The organism is Streptomyces sp. NPDC002730, from assembly GCF_042888805.1.
In the GTDB taxonomy this organism is placed as follows: domain Bacteria; phylum Actinomycetota; class Actinomycetes; order Streptomycetales; family Streptomycetaceae; genus Streptomyces.
In genome coordinates, this window is sequence record NZ_JBIAQG010000010.1 from 280,706 (window position 1) to 299,051 (window position 18,346).

The following is an 18,346-nucleotide window of genomic DNA, read 5'->3' on the forward strand; positions in this document are numbered from 1 at the left end:
CGCTGAAAGTCGGTGACAGGCCCACCCCGGCCGTGCTTGGCTCCGGATCATGACCGACCTGTATATACGCACCGCGGCGACGGACGAGGCGGAGGCCATCCTCGCCTTCTGGAAGGAAGCAGCGGAGGGCACGAGCATCACGGACGACGTGGACGGGGTCACCCGGCTCATCGAGCGTGACCCGGAGGCGCTGATCCTCGCCGAGTCCGACGGCGTGGTGGTCGGCTCGGTGATCGCCGGGTACGACGGCTGGCGCTGTTCGCTGTACCGGCTGGCCGTACTGCCCTCCCACCGCCGCCGGGGGATCTCGACGGCACTGCTCGAAGCGGCCGAGCAGCGCTTTCTGGCCGTGGGCGGCAGGCGCGGCGACGCCATGGTGCTGGAGGCGAACGAGCGGGCCCAGGGGGCGTGGGCCGCGGCCGGCTACCACCGCGAGGACCACTGGCGCCGCTGGGTGAAGCCGTTCGCGTAGGCGGCCGCCGCCACACCGACCCACTTTGCCGGTCCTTTACCATGGGTGAACCATTCACCCCCGTACGAAAGGTGTGAGCGTCCGTCCATGGGCGAGCCTCCCAGTAGCCGACATCGCGCATTCCTCCTGCCCCTGCCCGATCATGGGACGGAGGTGAACCGATGACCGAAGTGCTCCTGCTCCTCGTGGCGGTGCTGCTCTCGGTCGCCTGCGGAGCATTCGTCGCGGCGGAGTTCTCCCTCACCACGGTCGAACGCGGCGATCTCGAACGGGCCGCCGAGCGCGGCGAGCGCGGGGCGGCGAGCGCGCTCAAGGCCGTACGCAGCCTCACCTTCCAGCTCTCCGGGGCCCAGCTCGGCATCACCGTGACCAACCTGGTCGTCGGCATGCTCTCCGAGCCGTCGATCGCCAAGCTGATCCGCGGACCGCTGGAGGCACTCGGCGTCTCCCCCTCCGTGGCCTCGTCGGCGGCCCTGGTCATCGGTACCGCGCTGTCCACCGTCGTACTGATGGTCGTCGGCGAGCTGGTCCCGAAGAACTGGGCCATCTCGTCGCCGCTCGCCGTCGCGAAGGTTGTGGCCCCTCCGCAGCGAGTCTTCACCGCCGCCTTCAAGCCCTTCATCAGCCATCTCAACAACACCGCCAACCGCATCCTGCGCCGACTCGGCATGGAGCCGACCGAAGAGCTGGCCTCCGCCCGCAGCCCGCAGGAACTGGTCGCCCTGGCCCGCCACTCCGCGAAGGAGGGCGCACTGGAGGCGGACACCGCCGAGCTGTTCGTACGCACCCTCAAGCTGGCCGAGCTGACCGCCGAGAATGTGATGACCCCCAGGGTCCAGGTCACGGCCCTCGAAGTGCAGGCCACCGCCGAGGACGTCGCCAACGCCACGCGCGCGACCGGGCTGTCCCGCTTCCCGGTCTACCGGGGCAACCTGGACACCGTCGTCGGCATAGCGCACATCAAGGACGTCCTTGCGGTGCCGGCCGAACGCCGTCCGCGTCACCCGGTCTCCAAGCTGATGCGCGAGCCGCTGCTGGTGCCCGAGACGCTGACGGTGGACCGGCTGCTGGACCGGCTTTCCGGCAAGAACACAATGGCCGTCGTCATCGACGAGTACGGCGGTACGGCCGGTGTCGTGACGCTGGAGGACATCGTGGAGGAGGTCGTCGGCGAGGTGCGCGACGAGCACGATCCGCACGAGACACCGGACCTGGTTCCGGCGGGCGAGGACGCGGACGGACGCTCCCTCTGGTCGGCGGACGGAGCGGCCCGGACCGACCAGCTGGAGCGGATCGGCCTCCGGGTGCCGGAAGGACCGTACGAGACGCTCGCCGGTCTGATCGCCACCGAGCTGGGGCGCATCCCCGCCGAGGGCGACCGGATCGATCTGGAGGGCTGGCGGCTCGACGTCGTCGACGCCTCCGGGCGGCGGGCAGCACGCGTGCTGCTGCACGCGCCGCTCCCGTCGGCCGACGGGACAGAGGAGGCCGGACGATGACCGCGATCCAGCTCCTCATCGGCCTGCTGACCCTGGTGGTCAACGCCTTCTTCGTCGGCGCCGAGTTCGCCCTGATCTCGGTGCGCCGCAGCCAGATCGAGCCGGCGGCAGAGTCCGGGGACCGGCGGGCGCGCAGCGTCATCTGGGGCCTGGAGCATGTCTCGGCGCTGCTGGCGGCGGCCCAGCTCGGCATCACGCTCTGCACCCTGGTGCTCGGCATCGTCGCCGAGCCCGCCATCGCGAATCTGCTGGAGCCGGTGTTCAACGCGGTGGGTGTGCCGCACGGCCTGGTCCACCCCATCTCATTCGTGATCGCGCTGACCGTGGCGACGTATCTGCACATGCTCCTGGGCGAGATGGTGCCGAAGAACATCGCACTGGCCGAGCCCACGCGGTCCGCGCTGCTGCTCGGCCCGCCGCTGGTCACGCTGGCCCGGACACTGCGCCCGGTGATCTTCACCATCAACGCCTTCGCCAACGGTCTGCTGAAGCTGCTGCGGGTCGAGGCCAAGGGCGAGGTGGCCGCCACCTACTCGGACGCCGAGCTGGCACGGCTGGTGCGCGACGCCGGCGATGCCGGGCTGCTCGACGACCGCTCGGCCGAACGGCTGCGCGATGCGCTGGAGCTGGGGCGCAGGCCGGTGCGGGACGTCGTGGTACCGGTGGAGCAGGTGGTGTACGCCCGGGTCGGGACCACGCCCGAGCAGCTGGAGCGGCTGGCGGCGGAGTCCGGGTTCTCCCGTTTCCCTGTGGTGGACTCGAACAACCGGATCCTCGGCTATCTCCATGTGAAGGACGCGCTGGACGCGACGCCGCGCGACCAGCCGTTTCCGGTCACGGCGATGCGTCCGATCGCGCGGGTGCGGGCGACGACGCCGCTCGACGATGTGCTGACCGCGATGCGGCGCAGCCGTACCCACCTGGCGGCCGTCGTGGACGACAACGGCACACCCGTGGGGCTGGTGACGATGGAGGACGTACTGCGCGAGCTGGTCGGCCGGCCTCGCTAGCGCGCCTCTGTGGCCTTGACGGCCCGCTCCGTGGTCTCGGTGAGACCCGGGCCGGGCCGTCCTGCTGTGGCGGCGCCGATCGCGGTGAGGACAGCGAGGAGGGTGGCCAGCCCCGCGGTGGCGAGGGCGGCGAGCCAGTCGACGTCGAAGAGGTTCGTCGCACCGGCCGTCAGGACGGCGACAAGGGACTGGGCGAAGGTGCGGACGGCGCGTTCCGCCGTGGCCTTCCAGAAGTCTGCAGTGAACATGCTCTGGACATACTGCGGAACGCACCGTGCCGACAGCCCTCGCGTCAGATCTAGAGCGCGGTCGCGCCCAGCCAGGCGTCCAGAACCGCTCGATCGCCCAAGACACCAAAGCGCTCGTCGTCCGCGCGGAGGCGCCCGTGGACGAGCAGCAGAAGATCGTCCGCCGCCGCCTCGACGCCGACGGCGGCCTCCGCCGCGTTCTTCGTCCAGCCGAAACCGGCCTGCCCGAAGGTGATCGTCCAGCTGGCGCCGGTGTCCGTGGCCGACAGCCGGACCGAGCCGTCCGCCAGGACGCCGACGGGCCCGGCGAGCCAGGAGAAGTACGGCAGATTCTCCAGGAACTCTTCTATGCCGTCGGCCGCCGTGCCCGCCGGGATGCGAGGTTCGAGGCCCAGGGCCAGTTCGGCGTCGGCGAGATGGACGACGGCCTCGAAGTGCAGCCGGCGCGGGAAGAAGCGCACACGCTGGTCGGCGCCGTGGGACCACATCGGCGTCTCGGGATCGACGGTACGCAGAGTGCGCAGCGTGGCCTCGGCGCTGCGGGCCAGCCACTGCGGGTAAGCCTTCGGGTCGTCGGGAAGCTCGAGTGGCACATCCCGCGACCAGACGCGCTCGGCGGCGCGGGTCCGTACGAGATGTTCCATCCAGCGGTGCGTGGTGCCGTGGTGCCTGACGAGGTCGGCGAAGGTCCAGCCGGGGCAGCTGGGCACGGGCGTGGCGGGGTCCACGTCCCGTACGGTCTCGACGAACCGGCGCACCAGCTGTTCGATGGCGTCGCAGTACAGCTCGTGCTGATCGTCGTCGAGGCCGAATCCCTCGGGTATCCGCAGCAGATCCTCCCGCCAGGCCCCGTCGGGCTGCCGCGCTGCCGCGCGGCGCAGGAGTGCGGAGAGGGCACGGCGGTCGGCGGGCGAGAGCCGGTCGAGCAGATACCCGGTCGTCTCCAGCCATTTCACCGCGGTGTCCGGGTCGAGCACATCCTCGTCGCAGGTGTCGATCGTGGTCACAACGTCGGCCAGCGCCTCGGCCAGCGCGTTCAGCAGCGCGTCACTCACGGGGCTCCCTCCTGGTACGGAACCGGGGGACCTTACCGCGCGGTAGGATCACTCCGCCATGGAGATGAATGCCAACTACACCAGTTTTGTCGCGATAGGCGATTCCTTTACCGAGGGCATGTCCGACCTGTTGCCCGACGGCTCGTACCGTGGCTGGGCGGATCTCCTCGCGGGCCGGCTTGCGGCACGCGGCCCTGGTTTCCGCTACGCGAATCTCGCCGTGCGCGGAAAGCTCATCGGGCAGATCGTCGACGAGCAGGTCGACGTGGCGGCCGCGATGCAGGCGGACGTGGTCACGCTGGTGGGCGGGCTCAATGACACGCTGCGGCCCAAGTACGACATGGGACGGGTGCACGGGCTCCTGGAGGAGGCCGTGGAGAAGCTCGCGCCGTCCTGCAAGCAGCTGGTGCTGATGCGCAGCCCCGGCCGCAACGGGCCGGTGATGGAACGGTTCCGCCCCCGCATGGAGGAGCTGTTCACGTACGTCGACGAGCTGGCCGCCCGGCACGGTGCGCTGGTGGTGGATCTGTACGGGTCCGAGGTGCTCGGCGATCAGCGGCTGTGGGACGTGGACCGGCTGCATCTGACGGCCGAGGGGCACCGGCGGGTCGCCGAGGCCGTCTGGCAGAAGCTGGGCCTGGAGGCGGAGGACGACTGGCAGGCTCTGCTGCCGCCCGTGGTGCGGACCGGCTGGGCCTCGCGGCGGGTCGGCGATCTTCGGTTCGCGCGCCAGTACTTGGGGCCGTGGATCGGGCGGCGGCTGACAGGGCGCTCCTCGGGTGACGGCCGGCCGGCGAAGCGGCCCGAGCTGCTGCCGTACGAGCCGCCGCTCTCGTAGCAACCTACAACCGGGACCGCGGCGCTGGCCTGCAGAAACCGCCAGTAGAATCTGGTTACGTGACTGCTGTGTCTGCGAAGCCTCGCATCCCCAATGTCCTGGCCGGCCGCTATGCCTCTGCGGAGCTGGCCGTCCTGTGGTCCCCCGAGCAGAAGGTGAAACTGGAGCGTCAGCTCTGGCTCGCGGTGCTGCGCGCCCAGAAGGACCTCGGCATCGAGGTGCCCGAGGCCGCGCTCGCCGACTACGAGCGTGTGCTCGACCAGGTCGACCTGGCGTCGATCGCCGAGCGCGAGAAGGTCACCCGCCACGATGTGAAGGCGCGGATCGAGGAGTTCAACGCGCTCGCGGGCCATGAGCAGGTCCACAAGGGCATGACCTCCCGCGATCTGACCGAGAACGTCGAGCAGCTGCAGATCCGGCTCTCGCTCGAGCTGATGCGCGACCGCACCGTCGCGGTGCTGGCGCGCCTGGGCAAGCTTGCCGGTGAGTACGCCGAGCTGGTCATGGCCGGGCGCTCGCACAATGTCGCCGCGCAGGCCACGACGCTCGGAAAGCGCTTCGCGACCGCGGCCGACGAGCTGCTGGTGGCGTACGGACGGCTCGAGGACCTGCTCGGCCGCTACCCGCTGCGCGGCATCAAGGGCCCGGTCGGCACCGCGCAGGACATGCTCGACCTGCTGGGCGGGGACGCCGCGAAGCTCGCGGAGCTCGAGCAGCGCATCGCCGGGCATCTGGGCTTCGCCCACGCCTTCACCTCGGTCGGCCAGGTCTACCCCCGCTCGCTCGACTACGACGTCGTCTCCGCACTGGTGCAGCTGGCCGCCGCGCCGTCCTCCATCGCCAAGACGATCCGGCTGATGGCCGGGCACGAGCTGGTCACCGAGGGCTTCAAGCCCGGCCAGGTCGGCTCCTCCGCGATGCCGCACAAGATGAACACCCGCTCCTGCGAGCGCGTCAACGGCCTGATGGTCATCCTGCGCGGCTACGCGTCGATGACGGGCGAGCTGGCGGGCGACCAGTGGAACGAGGGCGACGTCTCCTGCTCGGTGGTGCGCCGGGTGGCGCTGCCCGACGCGTTCTTCGCCTTCGACGGGCTGCTGGAGACGTTCCTGACGGTGCTCGACGAGTTCGGCGCGTTCCCCGCCGTCATCGCCCGTGAGCTGGACCGGTACCTCCCGTTCCTCGCCACGACCAAGGTCCTGATGGCCGCGGTGCGGGCCGGGGTGGGCCGCGAGGTGGCACACGAGGCCATCAAGGAGAACGCGGTCGCCTCGGCGCTGGCGATGCGCGAGCAGGGCGCCGAGCGCAACGAGCTGCTCGACAAGCTCGCCGCTGACGAGCGGATCCCGCTGGACCGCGCGCAGCTGGACGATTTGATGGCCGACAAGCTGTCGTTCACCGGCGCGGCCGGCAATCAGGTGACGGCGGTGGTCTCCCGTATCGAGGAGATCGTCAAGCAGCACCCGGAGGCCGCCGGTTACACCCCGGGGTCGATCCTCTGACCCCCGACGAGCTCGAGGCCGCCCGCGACCGCATCGTTCCGGATGTGGTCGCGGGCGGCCTGTCCGTGCTCTTCTGCGGCATCAACCCCGGCCTGATGACGGCGGCGACGGGCCATCACTTCGCCCGGCCCGGCAACCGGTTCTGGCCGGTGCTGCATCTGTCGGGGTTCACGCCGTATCAGTTCAGGCCCGCGGAGCAGGAGAAGCTGCTCGACCACCGTCTCGGCATCACCAATGTCGTCGCGCGGGCAACGGCGCGCGCCGACGAGCTGAGCGACGAGGAGTTCCGCGAGGGCGGGCGGCTGCTCACCGCCAAGGTGGAGCGGCTGCGGCCGCGGTGGCTGGCGGTCGTCGGCGTCACGGCCTACCGCACGGCTTTCGGCGACAAGAAGGCACAGATCGGGCGGCAGGAGCGCACTATCGGTGGGACGAGGATCTGGGCGCTGCCCAACCCGAGCGGGCTCAATGCCCACTGGACCGCGCAGACGATGGCCGAGGAGTTCGGCAGGCTGCGGTCTGCCGCCGAGGCATCCTAGAGCGGATCTGTCGCGGTCACGACCGCCAGCAGTTGAGTCTCGGAGGCGCCTATCGCGATCCAGCGGTCGTCGATCCGCCACAGATGCAGATACGACAGCAGCGCACTCAGCCGGAGCCACGGTTCCGGCACATCCTCGTCCGCGTCGGCGCGCAACCCAGTACCGGTGAGACTGAAGTAGTCGGGCTCGCCCCAGCGTTGCGTGAGCGCGTCCAGCAAGGCCTCGTGTTCGGCCGCGCGCTGCTCCGCGTCCGTCTCCGCGTCCGTCTCCCCATCCGCGTCGCTGTCCGCGCCCTGTCCGACATGCCCGTTCAGCTCCGCGATATGGAATCCCGGACCTTCGGTGCCGACGTCCGACGGGCCGGGCTCCGCGGGGAACCCCCGGGAGCGCAGCAAGTCGATCGTGTCGAGGTGCTGTGCCGTGGTCATGCCTCCAGTAAACCGGCAGGCACTGACAACTGGCAGTCCGTCAGGCCGCCGCAACGGGCCTACGGCGCAGGATCCGGCCACCAACGGGTGCGGCCCCGGCCAGAGACGGAACGTCGAGTTTCCCGCCCGGGTTTGTGCACAGTGGCGCAGGACCCGCCGCATCATCGCCCCTAGCCTCACCGGAACAGCACGAACGAGGGGCGGTACCGATGAACTGGCTCATCCACGACTACCGCGAGAGCGATCTCGCGGCAGTGGTCCACCTGATCGACACCACGGCCGAACTCGGCCAGGAGTCCGTCTTCTCACTCGCCGAATGCATCGGTGCGCTCACCTCCCGGCAGCCCGCCGTCGTCGCCGTTCACCAGGGCGTCCCCATCGGGGCGGCGCTCGCCTGTGTGGCCGGTGAGCGTGCCTGGGTGATGCGCATCGCCATTTCCTCGGCCTGGCGCGGCCGTGGACTGGCCAGCGCACTCCTGGTGGAGCTGGAGCGGCGGCTCGTCGCCGCCCGGGTGGGCCGTATCGCCTATGTGCTGCCCGAGGAGGAGCTCCTCGGCGAGGGGCTGCTCAACGCGGGCTACACGCGGCAGCCCGCCGTGGCCTACTTCGAGAAGGTGGAGCCGCTGCACGGCCCCGCAGCCAGTCTGCTGGAGGACCTCGGCGGACGGTTCCTGCCGAACGACCTGTGGGCCAAGGTGGCCGGCATGGAGGCGGAGAAGGACCTGATCGAGCGACGCGTCGTCCTGCCGCTGGCGGAGCCGGAGCGAGCCGCGCGGCACGGGGTGCGGCCGCCGCGGGCCATCGCGCTGTTCGGTCCGCCCGGGACCGGGAAGACCACGTTCGCCCGGGGCATCGCCTCCAAGCTCGGCTGGCCGTTCGTGGAACTGCTGCCTTCCCGGCTGGCCGACGAGGGCAATCTCGCGGCGGCGCTGCGCAGCGCGTTCGCACGGATCGCGGAGCTCGAGCGGGTGCTCGTCTTCATCGACGAGGTCGAGGAGATCGCACCGGTCCGCACGGAGCCCGCACAGCCCGGCGGGATGCACGGTGTGACCAATGAACTGCTCAAGCTCATACCGGGCTTCCGGGAACGGGACGAGCGTCTGCTGGTGTGCGCCACCAACTCCATCCGCACCCTCGACCCGGCCTTCCTGCGGCCCGGCAGGTTCGACTATCTGATCCCGATCGGCACCCCGGACGAGGCGGCGCGGGCGGCGATCTGGTCCCGGTACACGGACGGCCGGTCCGACGTGGATGTGACGGTACTGGTGGCGGCGACCGACCTGTTCACTCCGGCGGACATCGAGCATGCGGCCCGGATCGCCGCCCAGTGCGCGTTCGAGCGGGATCTGGAGACGATCGGCAGGGGTACGGGCGATCAACGGGCGCTCGGCGCGAGCACAAAGGACTATCTGGCGGCCATCGCCCAGTGCCGGCCGACCGTGACGCCCGCGATGATCGAGCAGTTCGGCGCCGACATCAGCGCCCACGCCCGGTTCTGAGGCGAGTCAGCCGCCCCGTACACCACTCGCCGCCTCTGCTGTCAACGAGTACGATCCGGCCAGACACGTGCTCGGGCTGGGAGGACACACGGTGGGGCGGCTGACCGGCGGAGATCCGTCGCTGCTGCGGCGAATCAACTCCGCGGTGGTACTCCATGCACTGCGGGGCGCTGACTGCCCCACGCTCACAGATCTGACCCGCATCACAGGCCTTTCCCGGCCAACGGTCGAAGGTGTCGTCGAGGGCCTCATGGAGACCGGACTGGTCGTCGAGAGCGTCCTCGAGGAGGGTGGCGCGCGCCGTCAGGGACGTCCGGCCCGGCGGTTCAGGTTCCGCGCCGAGGCCGGTCATCTGCTGGGCGTCGAAATCGGATCGCACCGGGTGGCGGCACTGCTGTCGGGTCTGGACGGGCGCGTCATCGGCGCCGGGTCCCGGGATGTGTCCGAGACGGCCTCCGAGGACGAACGGCTGGAACGGGTGCGGCTGGTCGTCGCCGATGTACTGCGGCGCGCCGGTGTCGCGCGCAGCAGCCTGCGCGCGGTCGGGGTCGGCTCCCCGGGCATCGTGGAGGCCGACGGCACCGTACGGCTGGGGACCGCGCTGCCGGGCTGGACCGGCCTGGCGCTGGGCGAGCGGCTGCGCAGGTCGTTCCGCTGTCCGGTGCTGGTGGAGAACGACGCCAATGCCGCCGCGGTCGCCGAGCACTGGAAGGGAGCCGCGACCGAGTCCGACGACATCGTCTTCGTGCTGGCGGGGCTCAGCCCGGGCGCCGGTTCGCTGATCGGCGGACGGCTGCACCGCGGCTTCGGCGGCGCGGCCGGCGAGATCGGGGCGCTGCATCTGCTGGGCCGCGAAGTGACCCCGGAGAAGCTCCTGTCCACGACGGACGAGCCGCTGCATCCCCTCGACGAGCAGGCCGTGGCCGATGTCTTCGCCCTGGCCAAGCGGGGCGATTCCCGCGCGCAGGCCGCGGTCCAGCGGTTCATCCAGCGTCTGGTGCACGATGTGGCGGCGCTGGTGCTGGCGCTCGATCCGGAGCTGGTGGTGATCGGCGGCTGGGCGGCCGGACTCGACGGCGTACTCGATCCACTGCGCGACGAGCTGTCCCGCTACTGTCTGCGCCCGCCGCGGGTGACGCTCTCACTGCTCGGCGAGGCGGCCGTGGCGACCGGCGCACTGCGCCTGGCGCTGGACCATGTCGAGGAGCAGCTCTTCGCCGTCGAGGGAACGGTGACGGCCCGCCGCTGAGCGCGAACTCGGGCGACGGGCCGTATGAAGACGGGCGTACGAAGCGACGGGCCGTATGAAGCAACGGGCCGTATGCAGAGGTGAGACTCAGGAAGCGCGGCGTTCCTGCTCGTGGTGGCTGATCTCCAGATCGCCGGAGTCCCCGAAGGTGAGCCGGCAGGTGTCGGCCCGGTAAGTGGCCACCGAGACGGCCGCGGTCCTGCCCTCGGAGAAGTAGCGGGTGGTGACGACCAGGACGGGCGCGCCCGGCAGCCGGTCGAGCTCCTTGGCGTCGTCGGCGCGCGCCGAGCCCAGTTCCACCGCGCGGTCCTGGCCCTCGAGCTCGAGGCGCTGGAGTTCACGCAGTACGCCACGGGCGCGGGCGGGTCCGGACGGCGCGTCGATCGCCGAGAGCTCGGGCACGGACGAGACCGGCACATACAGCAGCTCGGCCGCGACGGACTGGCCACGGCTGACGCGCAGCCTGCGCACCGTGTACGTCTCTTCGCCGGTGTCCGTCTCGAGCAGACGCGCCACCGCCTGGGGCGGCACCACTGTCGTGCAGTCGACGGACTGCCAGGCGTCCTGGCCGGTGCTGGGCCAGGCGGGCTCGGTGGTGGAGACGTCGACGCCCATGCGCGGCGGTGCGACGGTCGTGCCGACGCCCCGGCGTCGCTGCAACCGGCCTTCCAGCTCGAGCTGTTCGAGCGCCTGCCGGAGTGTGGCGCGGGCGACTCCGAAGCGAGCGGCGAGATCACGCTCGTTCGGAAGGATCTCACCGACCTCGAAGTCCGAGTCGAGCGCTTCGCCGAGCACGGTCTTGAGGTGCCAGTACTTAGGCTCCGGCACTGTTTCCAGCTGCGTGGTCCCCACCCTGATCCTCCGCAATCGCTGTGTCAGCAGCGGCTATTCCGCGCCCTTGTTTATTAAAGGTTCCTGCACTATCCCTGCGACCATAGGACGGCGCACCCCCTTGGTCAAGACCAATCCTGCGCCGGTTACGCAGTGGAACGAACCGGATTCGCAGAGCGTTCACAGGGTGTTCGTCGCCCTGTGAAACGCAGGCAGCACAAGACCCCGCGTCCGATACGGACACGGGGTCTGACGTGCGACGCGACGGTTCTACGCAGAAACGAGCGAGACGAGTTTGTCAGGGTTGCGCTGGATGTAGACGCATTGGATCCGTCCGTCCAGAACTTCCAACTGGAGGACGGTGTCCGGCTTTCCGGCGGACAGGACGAGAAGCGCCGGGCCTCCGTTGAGCTCGACGAAGCGGAGCTCCATGTCCTGGATCGGTTGCTGCGCGACGGCGAAGAGGAAGCGTCCGACCTTGTCCACGCTCTGCATGACGCGCAGCGGTGCCTTGGACTTGCCGCCGCTGTCGCCGACCAGCCGCACATCGGGCGCCAGCAGGGACAGCAGCGCCTTCAGATCACCGCCTGACGCGGCGTCCAGGAAGCGCTCGGTGAGATCGCGGCGTTCGGTGGGGTCGACGTCGTAGCGGGGCTTGCGCTCCTCGACATGCTTACGCGCCCGGCCGGCGAGCTGCCGTACCGCCGCCTCGGTCCGGTCGAGGGTGGTCGCAATCTCGCCGTAAGGGAATCCGAAGGCCTCGCGCAGCACGAAGACCGCGCGCTCCAGCGGCGACAGCGCCTCCAGGACGACCAGGACGGCAAGTGATACGGATTCGGCGAGGACGGCCCGCTCGGCGGTGTCGGGGACCGTGTACCCGAAGTCGGTGGCGATCGGCTCCGGCAGCCAGGGGCCGACGTACGCCTCCCGCCGCGACCGGACGTGCCGCAGCCGGTCGATGGCGAGGCGGGTGGTGATCCTCACGAGATAGCCGCGTGGCTCCAGGACGTCGCCGCGCCCCTCGGCCGACCAGCGCAGCCAGGCCTCCTGCACCACATCCTCGGCGTCGGCCACCCGGCCGAGCATGCGGTACGCCACGCCGGTCAGAACGGGCCGGTGCTCTTCGAATACGTCAGTCACGATGTCTGCTGCCACCCGTCCATCCCAACCGACCTCGCACCGGCTGTCCAGGCAGTTCAGGTGCGTCGCACGGCACAGTCCCCGGTCGGCCCCGCCTGCCCACTTGAACTCGAAGCTACTGAGCGGTAATTGTTACTGACGGGCTGTCTAAAACAGGCGACCGGGCGACAACAGGGAGCAGCAGCATGGCCGCAGAGATCTCGTTCTCCATCAAGTCCCCCCGGGGCAGCCGCACGCTGTCCGTCGCGTACGAGCGTGCCGGGGCGGGTGAGCCGCTGCTGCTGCTCCACGGCATCGGGCACCACTGGCAGGCCTGGGAGCCGGTGCTGGGGATCCTGGCGGCCGAACGCGATGTCATCGCCGTCGACCTGCCCGGCTTCGGCACCTCCCCGGCACTGCCCGACGGCGTGTCCTACGATCTCACCACCGTGGGCTCGGTGCTCGGCTCGCTCTGCGAGGAGCTGAAGATCGAGCGTCCGCATGTCGTGGGAAACTCCCTCGGCGGGCTGCTCGCCCTGGAGTTGGGGCGCGAGAAGCTCGTACGGTCGGTGACGGCGCTCTCGCCCGCCGGCTTCTGGACCGAGGCGGAGCGGCGCTACGCCTTCACGACGCTGCGCGCGATGCGGCTCGGCGCACGGTCGATGCCGCTGCCGCTGATCGAGCGGCTGTCCCGGACGGCCGCCGGGCGGGCGGCGCTGACCAGCAGCATCTATGCCCGGCCCGGCCGGCGCTCACCCGAGGCGGCCGTCGCCGAGACTCTCGCGCTCCGCGACGCCACCGGCTTTCATCAGACACTCGCCGCCGGCCGCTACGTCCTGTTCACCGACGATGTGCCCGACGTGCCGGTCACCATCGGCTGGGGAACGAAGGACCGGCTGCTGCTGCGCCGCCAGGGCATCAGGGCCAAGCAGGCCATCCCGGGGGCGCGGCTCGTGCGGCTGCCCGGCTGCGGCCATGTCCCCATGAACGACGACCCCGCGCTCGTCGCGCGCGTCATCCTGGACGGCAGCCGCTGACCGCCCCCTGAACACGCCCGAGCCGAGCGCAGCGCCCGCTCCGACCAGCACACCGCCCGCCGCCTGGGCCGGGCCGAACGTCCCCGTACCGACCAGGGGCGCGGTCAGCGCGGCGGATACGGGGATCAGTCCGGAGAAGAGCGTGGCGCGTTCGGTGCCGATGCGCTGCACGCCCATGTACCACCAGACAAAGCCGACGACGGTGACGACGGCCGCCTGCCACAGCAGCGCCAGGGTCTCCGCCTGAGTGGGCGTGCGCAGAAAGCCCGAGCCGTCGAGGACGAGGCCGAAGACCGTGGACTCGACGGCAGCGATGCCACAGACGGTGGCGGTGAGCAGTTTGGGACCGAGCGTTCGCAGCACGGGTCCGGCCAGCACGGCGAAGCCGACCTCGCCGGCCAGCGCGCCTACCGACCAGGCGATTCCGGCCGGTCCTGTACGGCCCCACCCCTGGACGGCGAAGGCGCCGGCCGCGACGAACAGGGCTCCGTACAGCACGGGGCGAGCGGGCCGACGGCCGTCCAGGAGCGGTACGAGTACGGCGACGATGACGGGGGCGCAGCCGACGAACACACCGGGAACGGCGGGTTCCGAGGTGCGTTCCGCCGCCAGGATCGCCAGGTTGAAACCGACCATGCCGACGGCGGCGAGCAGAGCGAGCCGTCCCCACTGCGGCAGGCGGAGGGCACGCAGCGGCAACACGCCCGCCCGGCCGCCGAGCAACGGCAGCAGGAGCAGGCAGGCGAGGGCGTAGCGCAGCGCCTGGCCACCCGCGTAGGGATAGTCGCCAAGGATGCTGTTGGCGGTGAAGGAGGCGCCGACGAGGAGGTAGGCCAAGGTGACGAGAAGCGCCGCGCGCAGGGAGTTCACTTTCATAGGGGCGACGCTAGGCAGCGATGCGGTCCGGTTTAAGGTCCACTTTCATGACGCCATCGGGGACCAATCCGGCGACGGGCGAGCCGTCCCGAGGTGACTCGTGGAACGCCGCCTGGGAACTGCTGCTGCCCGCGGCCGCCGCTCCGGCCCGGCAGCGCGGACGCGCTTTGCAGTCGGCGCTGCGCGAGGCGGTCAGGTCGGGACGGCTGGGCGCGGGAACGCGGCTGCCCTCCAGCCGTGAGCTCGCCACCGATCTGGGCGTCTCGCGCGGTCTGGTCACCGAGGCCTACGAGCAGCTGACGGCGGAGGGCTACCTGCGCAGCGGCCGGGGCGCCGGAACCTGGGTCGGGGGCGCGGCGCGGCCCGCCGTGCGCGGGGTGGGGGACCTGGCGCCACGCGCTCCCGGCGCGCGCGTGGACTTCCGCCCCGGGACGCCCGATCTCTCGCTCTTCCCGCGCGCCGCGTGGGCCGCCGCGCACAAGTCCGTGCTCGCGCGGCTGCCGCATCGCGCGCTGGGCTATCCCGATCCGCGCGGGCTGCCGGAGCTGCGCACCGCGCTGGCCTCGTTGCTCACCCGGCGGCGCGGCGTCGTCGCCGATCCGGAATGCCTGGTGGTGTGTTCGGGCGTGGCGCAGGCGATGACGCTGCTCGGTTTCGTACTGCATGGGCACGGACTGCGGACGGTGGGGGTCGAGGACCCCGGGAGCCACGAGCACGGAGCGCTGTTCTCTGCGGCCGGTCTGGACATGACCGCGTTGCCGCTCGACGGCGAAGGGCTGGCGACCGGGCCGCTCCAGGGCTCCGGTGTACGTGCGGTGGTGACGACACCTGCCCACCAGTTCCCGACCGGAATCGCCTACTCCGCGCAGCGTCGCACCGAACTCCTCGATTGGGCGCGCGCCGTGGACGGTCTGATCGTGGAGGACGACTACGACGGCGACTTCCGCTACGACCGGGCTCCCGTCGGCGCGCTGCAGGGTCTCGACCCGGAGCGCGTCGCGTACACCGGGTCGGTGAGCAAGTCGCTCGCACCGGGGCTGCGGCTGGGCTGGCTGCTCGTACCCTCCCGTCTGGCGGACGAGGTCGTCGAACGCAAACGCACCATGGATCTCGGCAACCCGGCCCTGGACCAGGCGCTCCTTGCCGACTTCATCGACCACGGCGGTTACGACCGGCAGCTCCGTCGCTGCCAGCGTGCCTACCGGGAGCGGCGCGACGCGCTCGTCGGCGCCCTCACGGACCACTTCCCCGGCACCGAGGTCAGCGGTATCGCCGCCGGTCTGCACATCATCGCGCGGCTGCCCGAGCGGTACGGCCCCGAGCCGCGATTCCTGGACTCGGCGGCACGGTCCGGGGTGGCGGTACGCCCGCTGGCCGACTACATGGCGGCCGACGAGGGGGACGCCGGAGTGCGGCTGGTCCTCGGGTACGCGCATCTGGCGCCGACCGACATCGAGCGCGGCGTGCGGCTGATGGCGGAGGCGGTGCGGAAGGCGCTGTGAAGTGCCTCGGGCTGTGAAGTGCCTCGGTCCTGCGGGGCCGTTGGACTGTCCTCGTACGCCGCGCAGGGCCGGTTGTTCACCCGGGGTTCGCGTGGCGGCCGCAGCCGGGCAGTAGGCATGGCACGGCACACCGGCCCGAGCCCTGCCCTGGAGGCACAGCGATGTCACACAGCCCGCGGATACCCTCCCCCGACCGCCGTTCCGTTCTGCGCGGCACGGTCGCCGCCTCGGCGGCACTGGCTCTGCCCGCGATGGGAGCGGCGCCTGCGCTCGCGCTGTCCGGCCGCCCGCGCGCCGCATGGGGTGTGCAGACCGGCGATGTGACCTCCTCGTCCGGTCTGGTGTGGGTCCGCTCCGACCGGCCCGCCAGGATGATCGTGGAGACGTCCGCGACTGAGTCCTTCCGGCACACGCACAGATGGCACGGTCCGCTGGTCGAGGCCGACACGGACTTCACGGGACGGACCGCGCTGCGCGGACTGCCCGCCGGTGAGCAGGTGCACTACCGGGTCACGCTCGCCGACCCGGAAGACCCCCGCCGCACCGGGGAGCCGGTCTACGGGACCTTCCGTACGGCGCCCGCCAAGCGCCGTGAAGGAGTGCGCTTTCTGTGGTCGGGCGATATCGCGGGGCAGGGCTGGGGCATCAACCCGGACATCGGCGGCTATCGCGCATACGACGAGATGCGCCGTCTCGACCCGGATTTCTTCCTCTGCAGTGGGGACACGATCTACGCGGACGGCGTGATCGAGCCGAGCGTGACGCTGCCGGACGGCCGGATCTGGCGGAACATCACCACCGAGGAGAAGTCCAAGGTGGCGCAGACGCTGGCGGATTTCCGCGGGAACTTCCGCTACAACCTGCTCGACGAGAACGTCCGGCGCTTCAACGCGCAAGTGCCCACGGTCGTGCAGTGGGACGACCACGAGGTGCGCAACAACTGGTACCCGGGCCAGATCCTCGACGACCCGCGCTACACCGAGAAGAACGTGGATGTGCTGGCGGAGCGCTCGAGCCGTGCCTTCAGCGAGTACTTCCCCGTCTCGACGCTCGCCGCCCCCGGGCGCGACGGCCGTGTGCACCGGGTGGTGCGCTACGGACCGCTGCTCGATGTGTTCGTCCTCGACATGCGCTCGTACCGCAATGCCAACTCCCCCGGCCGGCAGCCCGACGACGCACAGGGCATCCTCGGCGCCGAGCAGCTCGCCTGGCTCAAGCGTGAGCTGTCGCGGTCGCGCGCGGTGTGGAAGGTGATCGCCTCGGACATGCCGCTCGGGCTGGTCGTGGCGGACGGGACGGCGAACTTCGAGGCCGTCGCACAGGGGGATCCGGGAGCGCCGCTCGGGCGTGAGCTGCAGATCGCCGAGCTGCTGCGGTACATCAAGCAGCGCCGGATCACGGGCACTGTGTGGCTCACCGCGGATGTGCACTACACCTCGGCGCAGCACTACGACCCGTCGCGGGCGGCTTTCAAGGACTTCGCGCCCTTCTGGGAGTTCGTCTCGGGGCCGCTGGCCGCCGGCGGCTTCCCGGCCAACGCGCTCGACGCCACCTTCGGTCCTGAGCGGGTCTTCGTCCGGGCGCCGGAGCGGGCCAATGTCTCGCCGATGGAGTCGCCGCAGTACTTCGGCGAGGTCGACATCGACGGCGGCAGTGGTGAGTTGACGGTCCGGCTGCGGGCAGAGGGCGGAACGGTCCTGTTCAGCAAGGTGCTTCAGCCCGGGCGTGTGGGGCAGTAGGACACGCGCCCAGCACTTACTTGCCACTTTGGAAAGTAAGTGCCATTCTCACAAGTATGAGTGAACAGACGGATGCCGCGGCGGCGTTGAAGCGCGCGAACCTCGCGGAGAGCGCCACACGCCGCCGCGGCAGCGGTTGGTACGCGCGGTATCTCGTCGTCTTCGCCGCCGGTCAACTGGTACTGGTACCGATGGCGGTGCTGTGGCAAGGGCGGTCCGCGGCACTCGTCTTCGCGGTCATCAATGCCGTGCTCGTCGGGGGGCTCAGCATGTACGCAGCCCGGCAGCGCGTCATCCGCCGGGGGTTCGGCGCCCGGCACGGCGCGCTGATCGGCTCCTGGGCGGTGGCCTACTCCCTCACCGTCGCGCTCAGCGTCTCCGCCTTCGAGGGCAGCGTGGTCTTCGCGGTGATCGGAGCCCTGTGGTGCGCGCTGCCGCCGGCGGTCGGTGCCTGGCAGGAGACACGGCGGTCGGCATGACGAAGAGAACGCAGCGGACCGGGAACGACGGGAAGGCCGAGAACGCCGGGAAGGAGACGGGTACGCATCCGCGCCACGCGCTCGCCCCGCTGCTCACCTCGCCCGTCCGGCTGTCGATCGTGGCGGCCCTGGCACCGCTGGACAAGGCCGAGTTCGGGTTTGTGCGCGACCTGGTCGAGGTCACCGACTCAGCACTGTCCAAGCAGGTCGCGGCTCTCGAGGAAGCCGGCTGGGTCGGGGTGGACAAGGGCAGGGTGGGGCGGCGGGCGCGGACCTGGCTGTCTCTGACGAACGAGGGACGCGCCGTATACCGGCGGCATCTGGAGGCGCTACGGGCCATAGCCGGCTCCTGACCGATCGCCCCGGCCCAAGGAGGTGGCGGCAGACTGCGCCGAGCGCTGCGGCGCGGCGGTCACGACGACAGCGG

At 70.7% G+C, this 18,346-nt stretch carries 18 protein-coding genes and 1 pseudogene; 13 read left to right on the top strand and 6 right to left on the bottom strand.

Annotated features, from left to right (window positions below):
- Positions 1–49: 49 nt before the first annotated feature.
- The 3 genes from ACFYXH_RS26050 to ACFYXH_RS26060 all read left to right on the top strand — a co-directional run bounded on the left by ACFYXH_RS26050 (position 50) and on the right by ACFYXH_RS26060 (position 2,981).
- The gene (locus ACFYXH_RS26050; protein WP_389567450.1) at positions 50–472 is read left to right on the top strand and encodes a GNAT family N-acetyltransferase; all 423 of its coding nucleotides are present in this window, start codon (positions 50–52) and stop codon (positions 470–472) included.
- Positions 473–633: 161 nt separating this feature from the next.
- Positions 634–1,971 carry a hemolysin family protein gene (locus ACFYXH_RS26055; RefSeq protein WP_389567453.1) on the top strand — a complete coding sequence of 446 codons (1,338 nt, stop codon included), beginning with the start codon at positions 634–636 and terminating at the stop codon, positions 1,969–1,971.
- Complete coding sequence (locus tag ACFYXH_RS26060; protein WP_389567456.1) at positions 1,968–2,981, top strand: hemolysin family protein; 1,014 nt, start codon at positions 1,968–1,970, stop codon at positions 2,979–2,981. The genes ACFYXH_RS26055 and ACFYXH_RS26060 overlap by 4 nt, the downstream gene beginning before the upstream one ends.
- Here ACFYXH_RS26060 and ACFYXH_RS26065 read toward each other — a convergent pair.
- Together ACFYXH_RS26065 and ACFYXH_RS26070 are read right to left on the bottom strand one after the other, a co-directional pair.
- Complete coding sequence (locus ACFYXH_RS26065) at positions 2,978–3,229, bottom strand: holin (RefSeq protein WP_327322066.1); 252 nt, start codon at positions 3,227–3,229, stop codon at positions 2,978–2,980. The genes ACFYXH_RS26060 and ACFYXH_RS26065 overlap by 4 nt on opposite strands.
- Positions 3,230–3,279: 50 nt before the next feature.
- The gene (locus ACFYXH_RS26070; RefSeq protein WP_389567459.1) at positions 3,280–4,284 is read right to left on the bottom strand and encodes a maleylpyruvate isomerase family mycothiol-dependent enzyme; all 1,005 of its coding nucleotides are present in this window, start codon (positions 4,282–4,284) and stop codon (positions 3,280–3,282) included.
- A 58-nt stretch (positions 4,285–4,342) separates the two neighbouring features.
- Here ACFYXH_RS26070 and ACFYXH_RS26075 point away from each other — a divergent pair, with 58 nt between their 5' ends.
- From ACFYXH_RS26075 to mug, 3 genes are read left to right on the top strand one after another with little or no spacing between them, the layout of a single operon-like run.
- Entirely contained in the window at positions 4,343–5,122 is a 780-nt protein-coding gene (locus tag ACFYXH_RS26075; RefSeq protein ID WP_389567462.1) for an SGNH/GDSL hydrolase family protein, read from the top strand.
- Between the two features lie 59 nt (positions 5,123–5,181).
- Complete coding sequence (purB, locus tag ACFYXH_RS26080; protein WP_389567465.1) at positions 5,182–6,624, top strand: adenylosuccinate lyase; 1,443 nt, start codon at positions 5,182–5,184, stop codon at positions 6,622–6,624.
- Entirely contained in the window at positions 6,621–7,160 is a 540-nt protein-coding gene (mug, locus tag ACFYXH_RS26085; RefSeq protein ID WP_389567745.1) for a G/U mismatch-specific DNA glycosylase, read from the top strand. Before purB ends, mug begins: the two co-directional genes overlap by 4 nt.
- Here the strand turns inward: mug and ACFYXH_RS26090 are convergent.
- Positions 7,157–7,588, bottom strand: coding sequence for a hypothetical protein (locus ACFYXH_RS26090; protein WP_389567468.1), 432 nt, complete (start codon positions 7,586–7,588; stop codon positions 7,157–7,159). The two genes, mug and ACFYXH_RS26090, sit on opposite strands and share 4 nt — an antisense overlap.
- 209 nt (positions 7,589–7,797) lie before the next feature.
- Here ACFYXH_RS26090 and ACFYXH_RS26095 point away from each other — a divergent pair, with 209 nt between their 5' ends.
- Both ACFYXH_RS26095 and ACFYXH_RS26100 read left to right on the top strand, forming a co-directional pair.
- Positions 7,798–9,087, top strand: coding sequence for an ATP-binding protein (locus ACFYXH_RS26095; protein WP_389567471.1), 1,290 nt, complete (start codon positions 7,798–7,800; stop codon positions 9,085–9,087).
- A 91-nt stretch (positions 9,088–9,178) separates the two neighbouring features.
- Complete coding sequence (locus tag ACFYXH_RS26100; RefSeq protein WP_362685570.1) at positions 9,179–10,336, top strand: ROK family protein; 1,158 nt, start codon at positions 9,179–9,181, stop codon at positions 10,334–10,336.
- A gap of 87 nt (positions 10,337–10,423) precedes the next feature.
- Here ACFYXH_RS26100 and ACFYXH_RS26105 read toward each other — a convergent pair whose 3' ends face one another.
- Both ACFYXH_RS26105 and ACFYXH_RS26110 read right to left on the bottom strand, forming a co-directional pair.
- The gene (locus tag ACFYXH_RS26105) at positions 10,424–11,188 is read right to left on the bottom strand and encodes a GntR family transcriptional regulator (protein ID WP_327322072.1); all 765 of its coding nucleotides are present in this window, start codon (positions 11,186–11,188) and stop codon (positions 10,424–10,426) included.
- Positions 11,189–11,437: 249 nt separating this feature from the next.
- A complete protein-coding gene (locus tag ACFYXH_RS26110) occupies positions 11,438–12,322 on the bottom strand; it encodes an RNA polymerase sigma-70 factor (RefSeq protein WP_389567477.1) in 885 nt (294 codons plus the stop codon).
- A 170-nt stretch (positions 12,323–12,492) separates the two neighbouring features.
- Between ACFYXH_RS26110 and ACFYXH_RS26115 the strand changes: the two genes are divergently transcribed.
- Positions 12,493–13,323, top strand: coding sequence for an alpha/beta fold hydrolase (locus ACFYXH_RS26115; RefSeq protein WP_389567480.1), 831 nt, complete (start codon positions 12,493–12,495; stop codon positions 13,321–13,323).
- A 36-nt stretch (positions 13,324–13,359) separates the two neighbouring features.
- Here the strand turns inward: ACFYXH_RS26115 and ACFYXH_RS26120 are convergent.
- Positions 13,360–14,199: pseudogene (locus tag ACFYXH_RS26120) on the bottom strand (DMT family transporter); the annotation flags it as partial.
- 47 nt (positions 14,200–14,246) lie between these two features.
- Between ACFYXH_RS26120 and ACFYXH_RS26125 the strand changes: the two are divergent.
- The 4 genes from ACFYXH_RS26125 (at position 14,247) to ACFYXH_RS26140 (ending at position 18,272) form a co-directional block, all read left to right on the top strand.
- The gene (locus ACFYXH_RS26125; protein WP_389567483.1) at positions 14,247–15,701 is read left to right on the top strand and encodes a PLP-dependent aminotransferase family protein; all 1,455 of its coding nucleotides are present in this window, start codon (positions 14,247–14,249) and stop codon (positions 15,699–15,701) included.
- Positions 15,702–15,862: 161 nt separating this feature from the next.
- Entirely contained in the window at positions 15,863–17,440 is a 1,578-nt protein-coding gene (locus tag ACFYXH_RS26130; RefSeq protein ID WP_389567486.1) for an alkaline phosphatase D family protein, read from the top strand.
- Between the two features lie 56 nt (positions 17,441–17,496).
- Positions 17,497–17,919, top strand: a complete 423-nt coding sequence (locus ACFYXH_RS26135; protein ID WP_389567489.1) for a hypothetical protein — start codon at positions 17,497–17,499, stop codon at positions 17,917–17,919.
- On the top strand, positions 17,916–18,272 hold the full coding sequence (locus ACFYXH_RS26140; RefSeq protein ID WP_389567492.1) for a winged helix-turn-helix domain-containing protein: 357 nt from the start codon (positions 17,916–17,918) through the stop codon (positions 18,270–18,272). The genes ACFYXH_RS26135 and ACFYXH_RS26140 overlap by 4 nt, the downstream gene beginning before the upstream one ends.
- Positions 18,273–18,346 lie beyond the last annotated feature (74 nt).

Excerpts from the sequence above, each read along its gene's own strand:
- ACFYXH_RS26050 (WP_389567450.1), top strand. The coding sequence starts at position 50 with ATGACCGACCTGTATATACGCACCGCGGCGACGGACGAGGCGGAGGCC.
- ACFYXH_RS26055 (WP_389567453.1), top strand. The coding sequence starts at position 634 with ATGACCGAAGTGCTCCTGCTCCTCGTGGCGGTGCTGCTCTCGGTCGCC.
- ACFYXH_RS26060 (WP_389567456.1), top strand. The coding sequence starts at position 1,968 with ATGACCGCGATCCAGCTCCTCATCGGCCTGCTGACCCTGGTGGTCAAC.
- ACFYXH_RS26065 (WP_327322066.1), bottom strand. The coding sequence starts at position 3,229 with ATGTTCACTGCAGACTTCTGGAAGGCCACGGCGGAACGCGCCGTCCGC.
- ACFYXH_RS26075 (WP_389567462.1), top strand. The coding sequence starts at position 4,343 with ATGGAGATGAATGCCAACTACACCAGTTTTGTCGCGATAGGCGATTCC.
- ACFYXH_RS26090 (WP_389567468.1), bottom strand. The coding sequence starts at position 7,588 with ATGACCACGGCACAGCACCTCGACACGATCGACTTGCTGCGCTCCCGG.
- ACFYXH_RS26095 (WP_389567471.1), top strand. The coding sequence starts at position 7,798 with ATGAACTGGCTCATCCACGACTACCGCGAGAGCGATCTCGCGGCAGTG.
- ACFYXH_RS26115 (WP_389567480.1), top strand. The coding sequence starts at position 12,493 with ATGGCCGCAGAGATCTCGTTCTCCATCAAGTCCCCCCGGGGCAGCCGC.
- ACFYXH_RS26125 (WP_389567483.1), top strand. The coding sequence starts at position 14,247 with ATGACGCCATCGGGGACCAATCCGGCGACGGGCGAGCCGTCCCGAGGT.
- ACFYXH_RS26130 (WP_389567486.1), top strand. The coding sequence starts at position 15,863 with ATGTCACACAGCCCGCGGATACCCTCCCCCGACCGCCGTTCCGTTCTG.
- ACFYXH_RS26135 (WP_389567489.1), top strand. The coding sequence starts at position 17,497 with ATGAGTGAACAGACGGATGCCGCGGCGGCGTTGAAGCGCGCGAACCTC.
- ACFYXH_RS26140 (WP_389567492.1), top strand. The coding sequence starts at position 17,916 with ATGACGAAGAGAACGCAGCGGACCGGGAACGACGGGAAGGCCGAGAAC.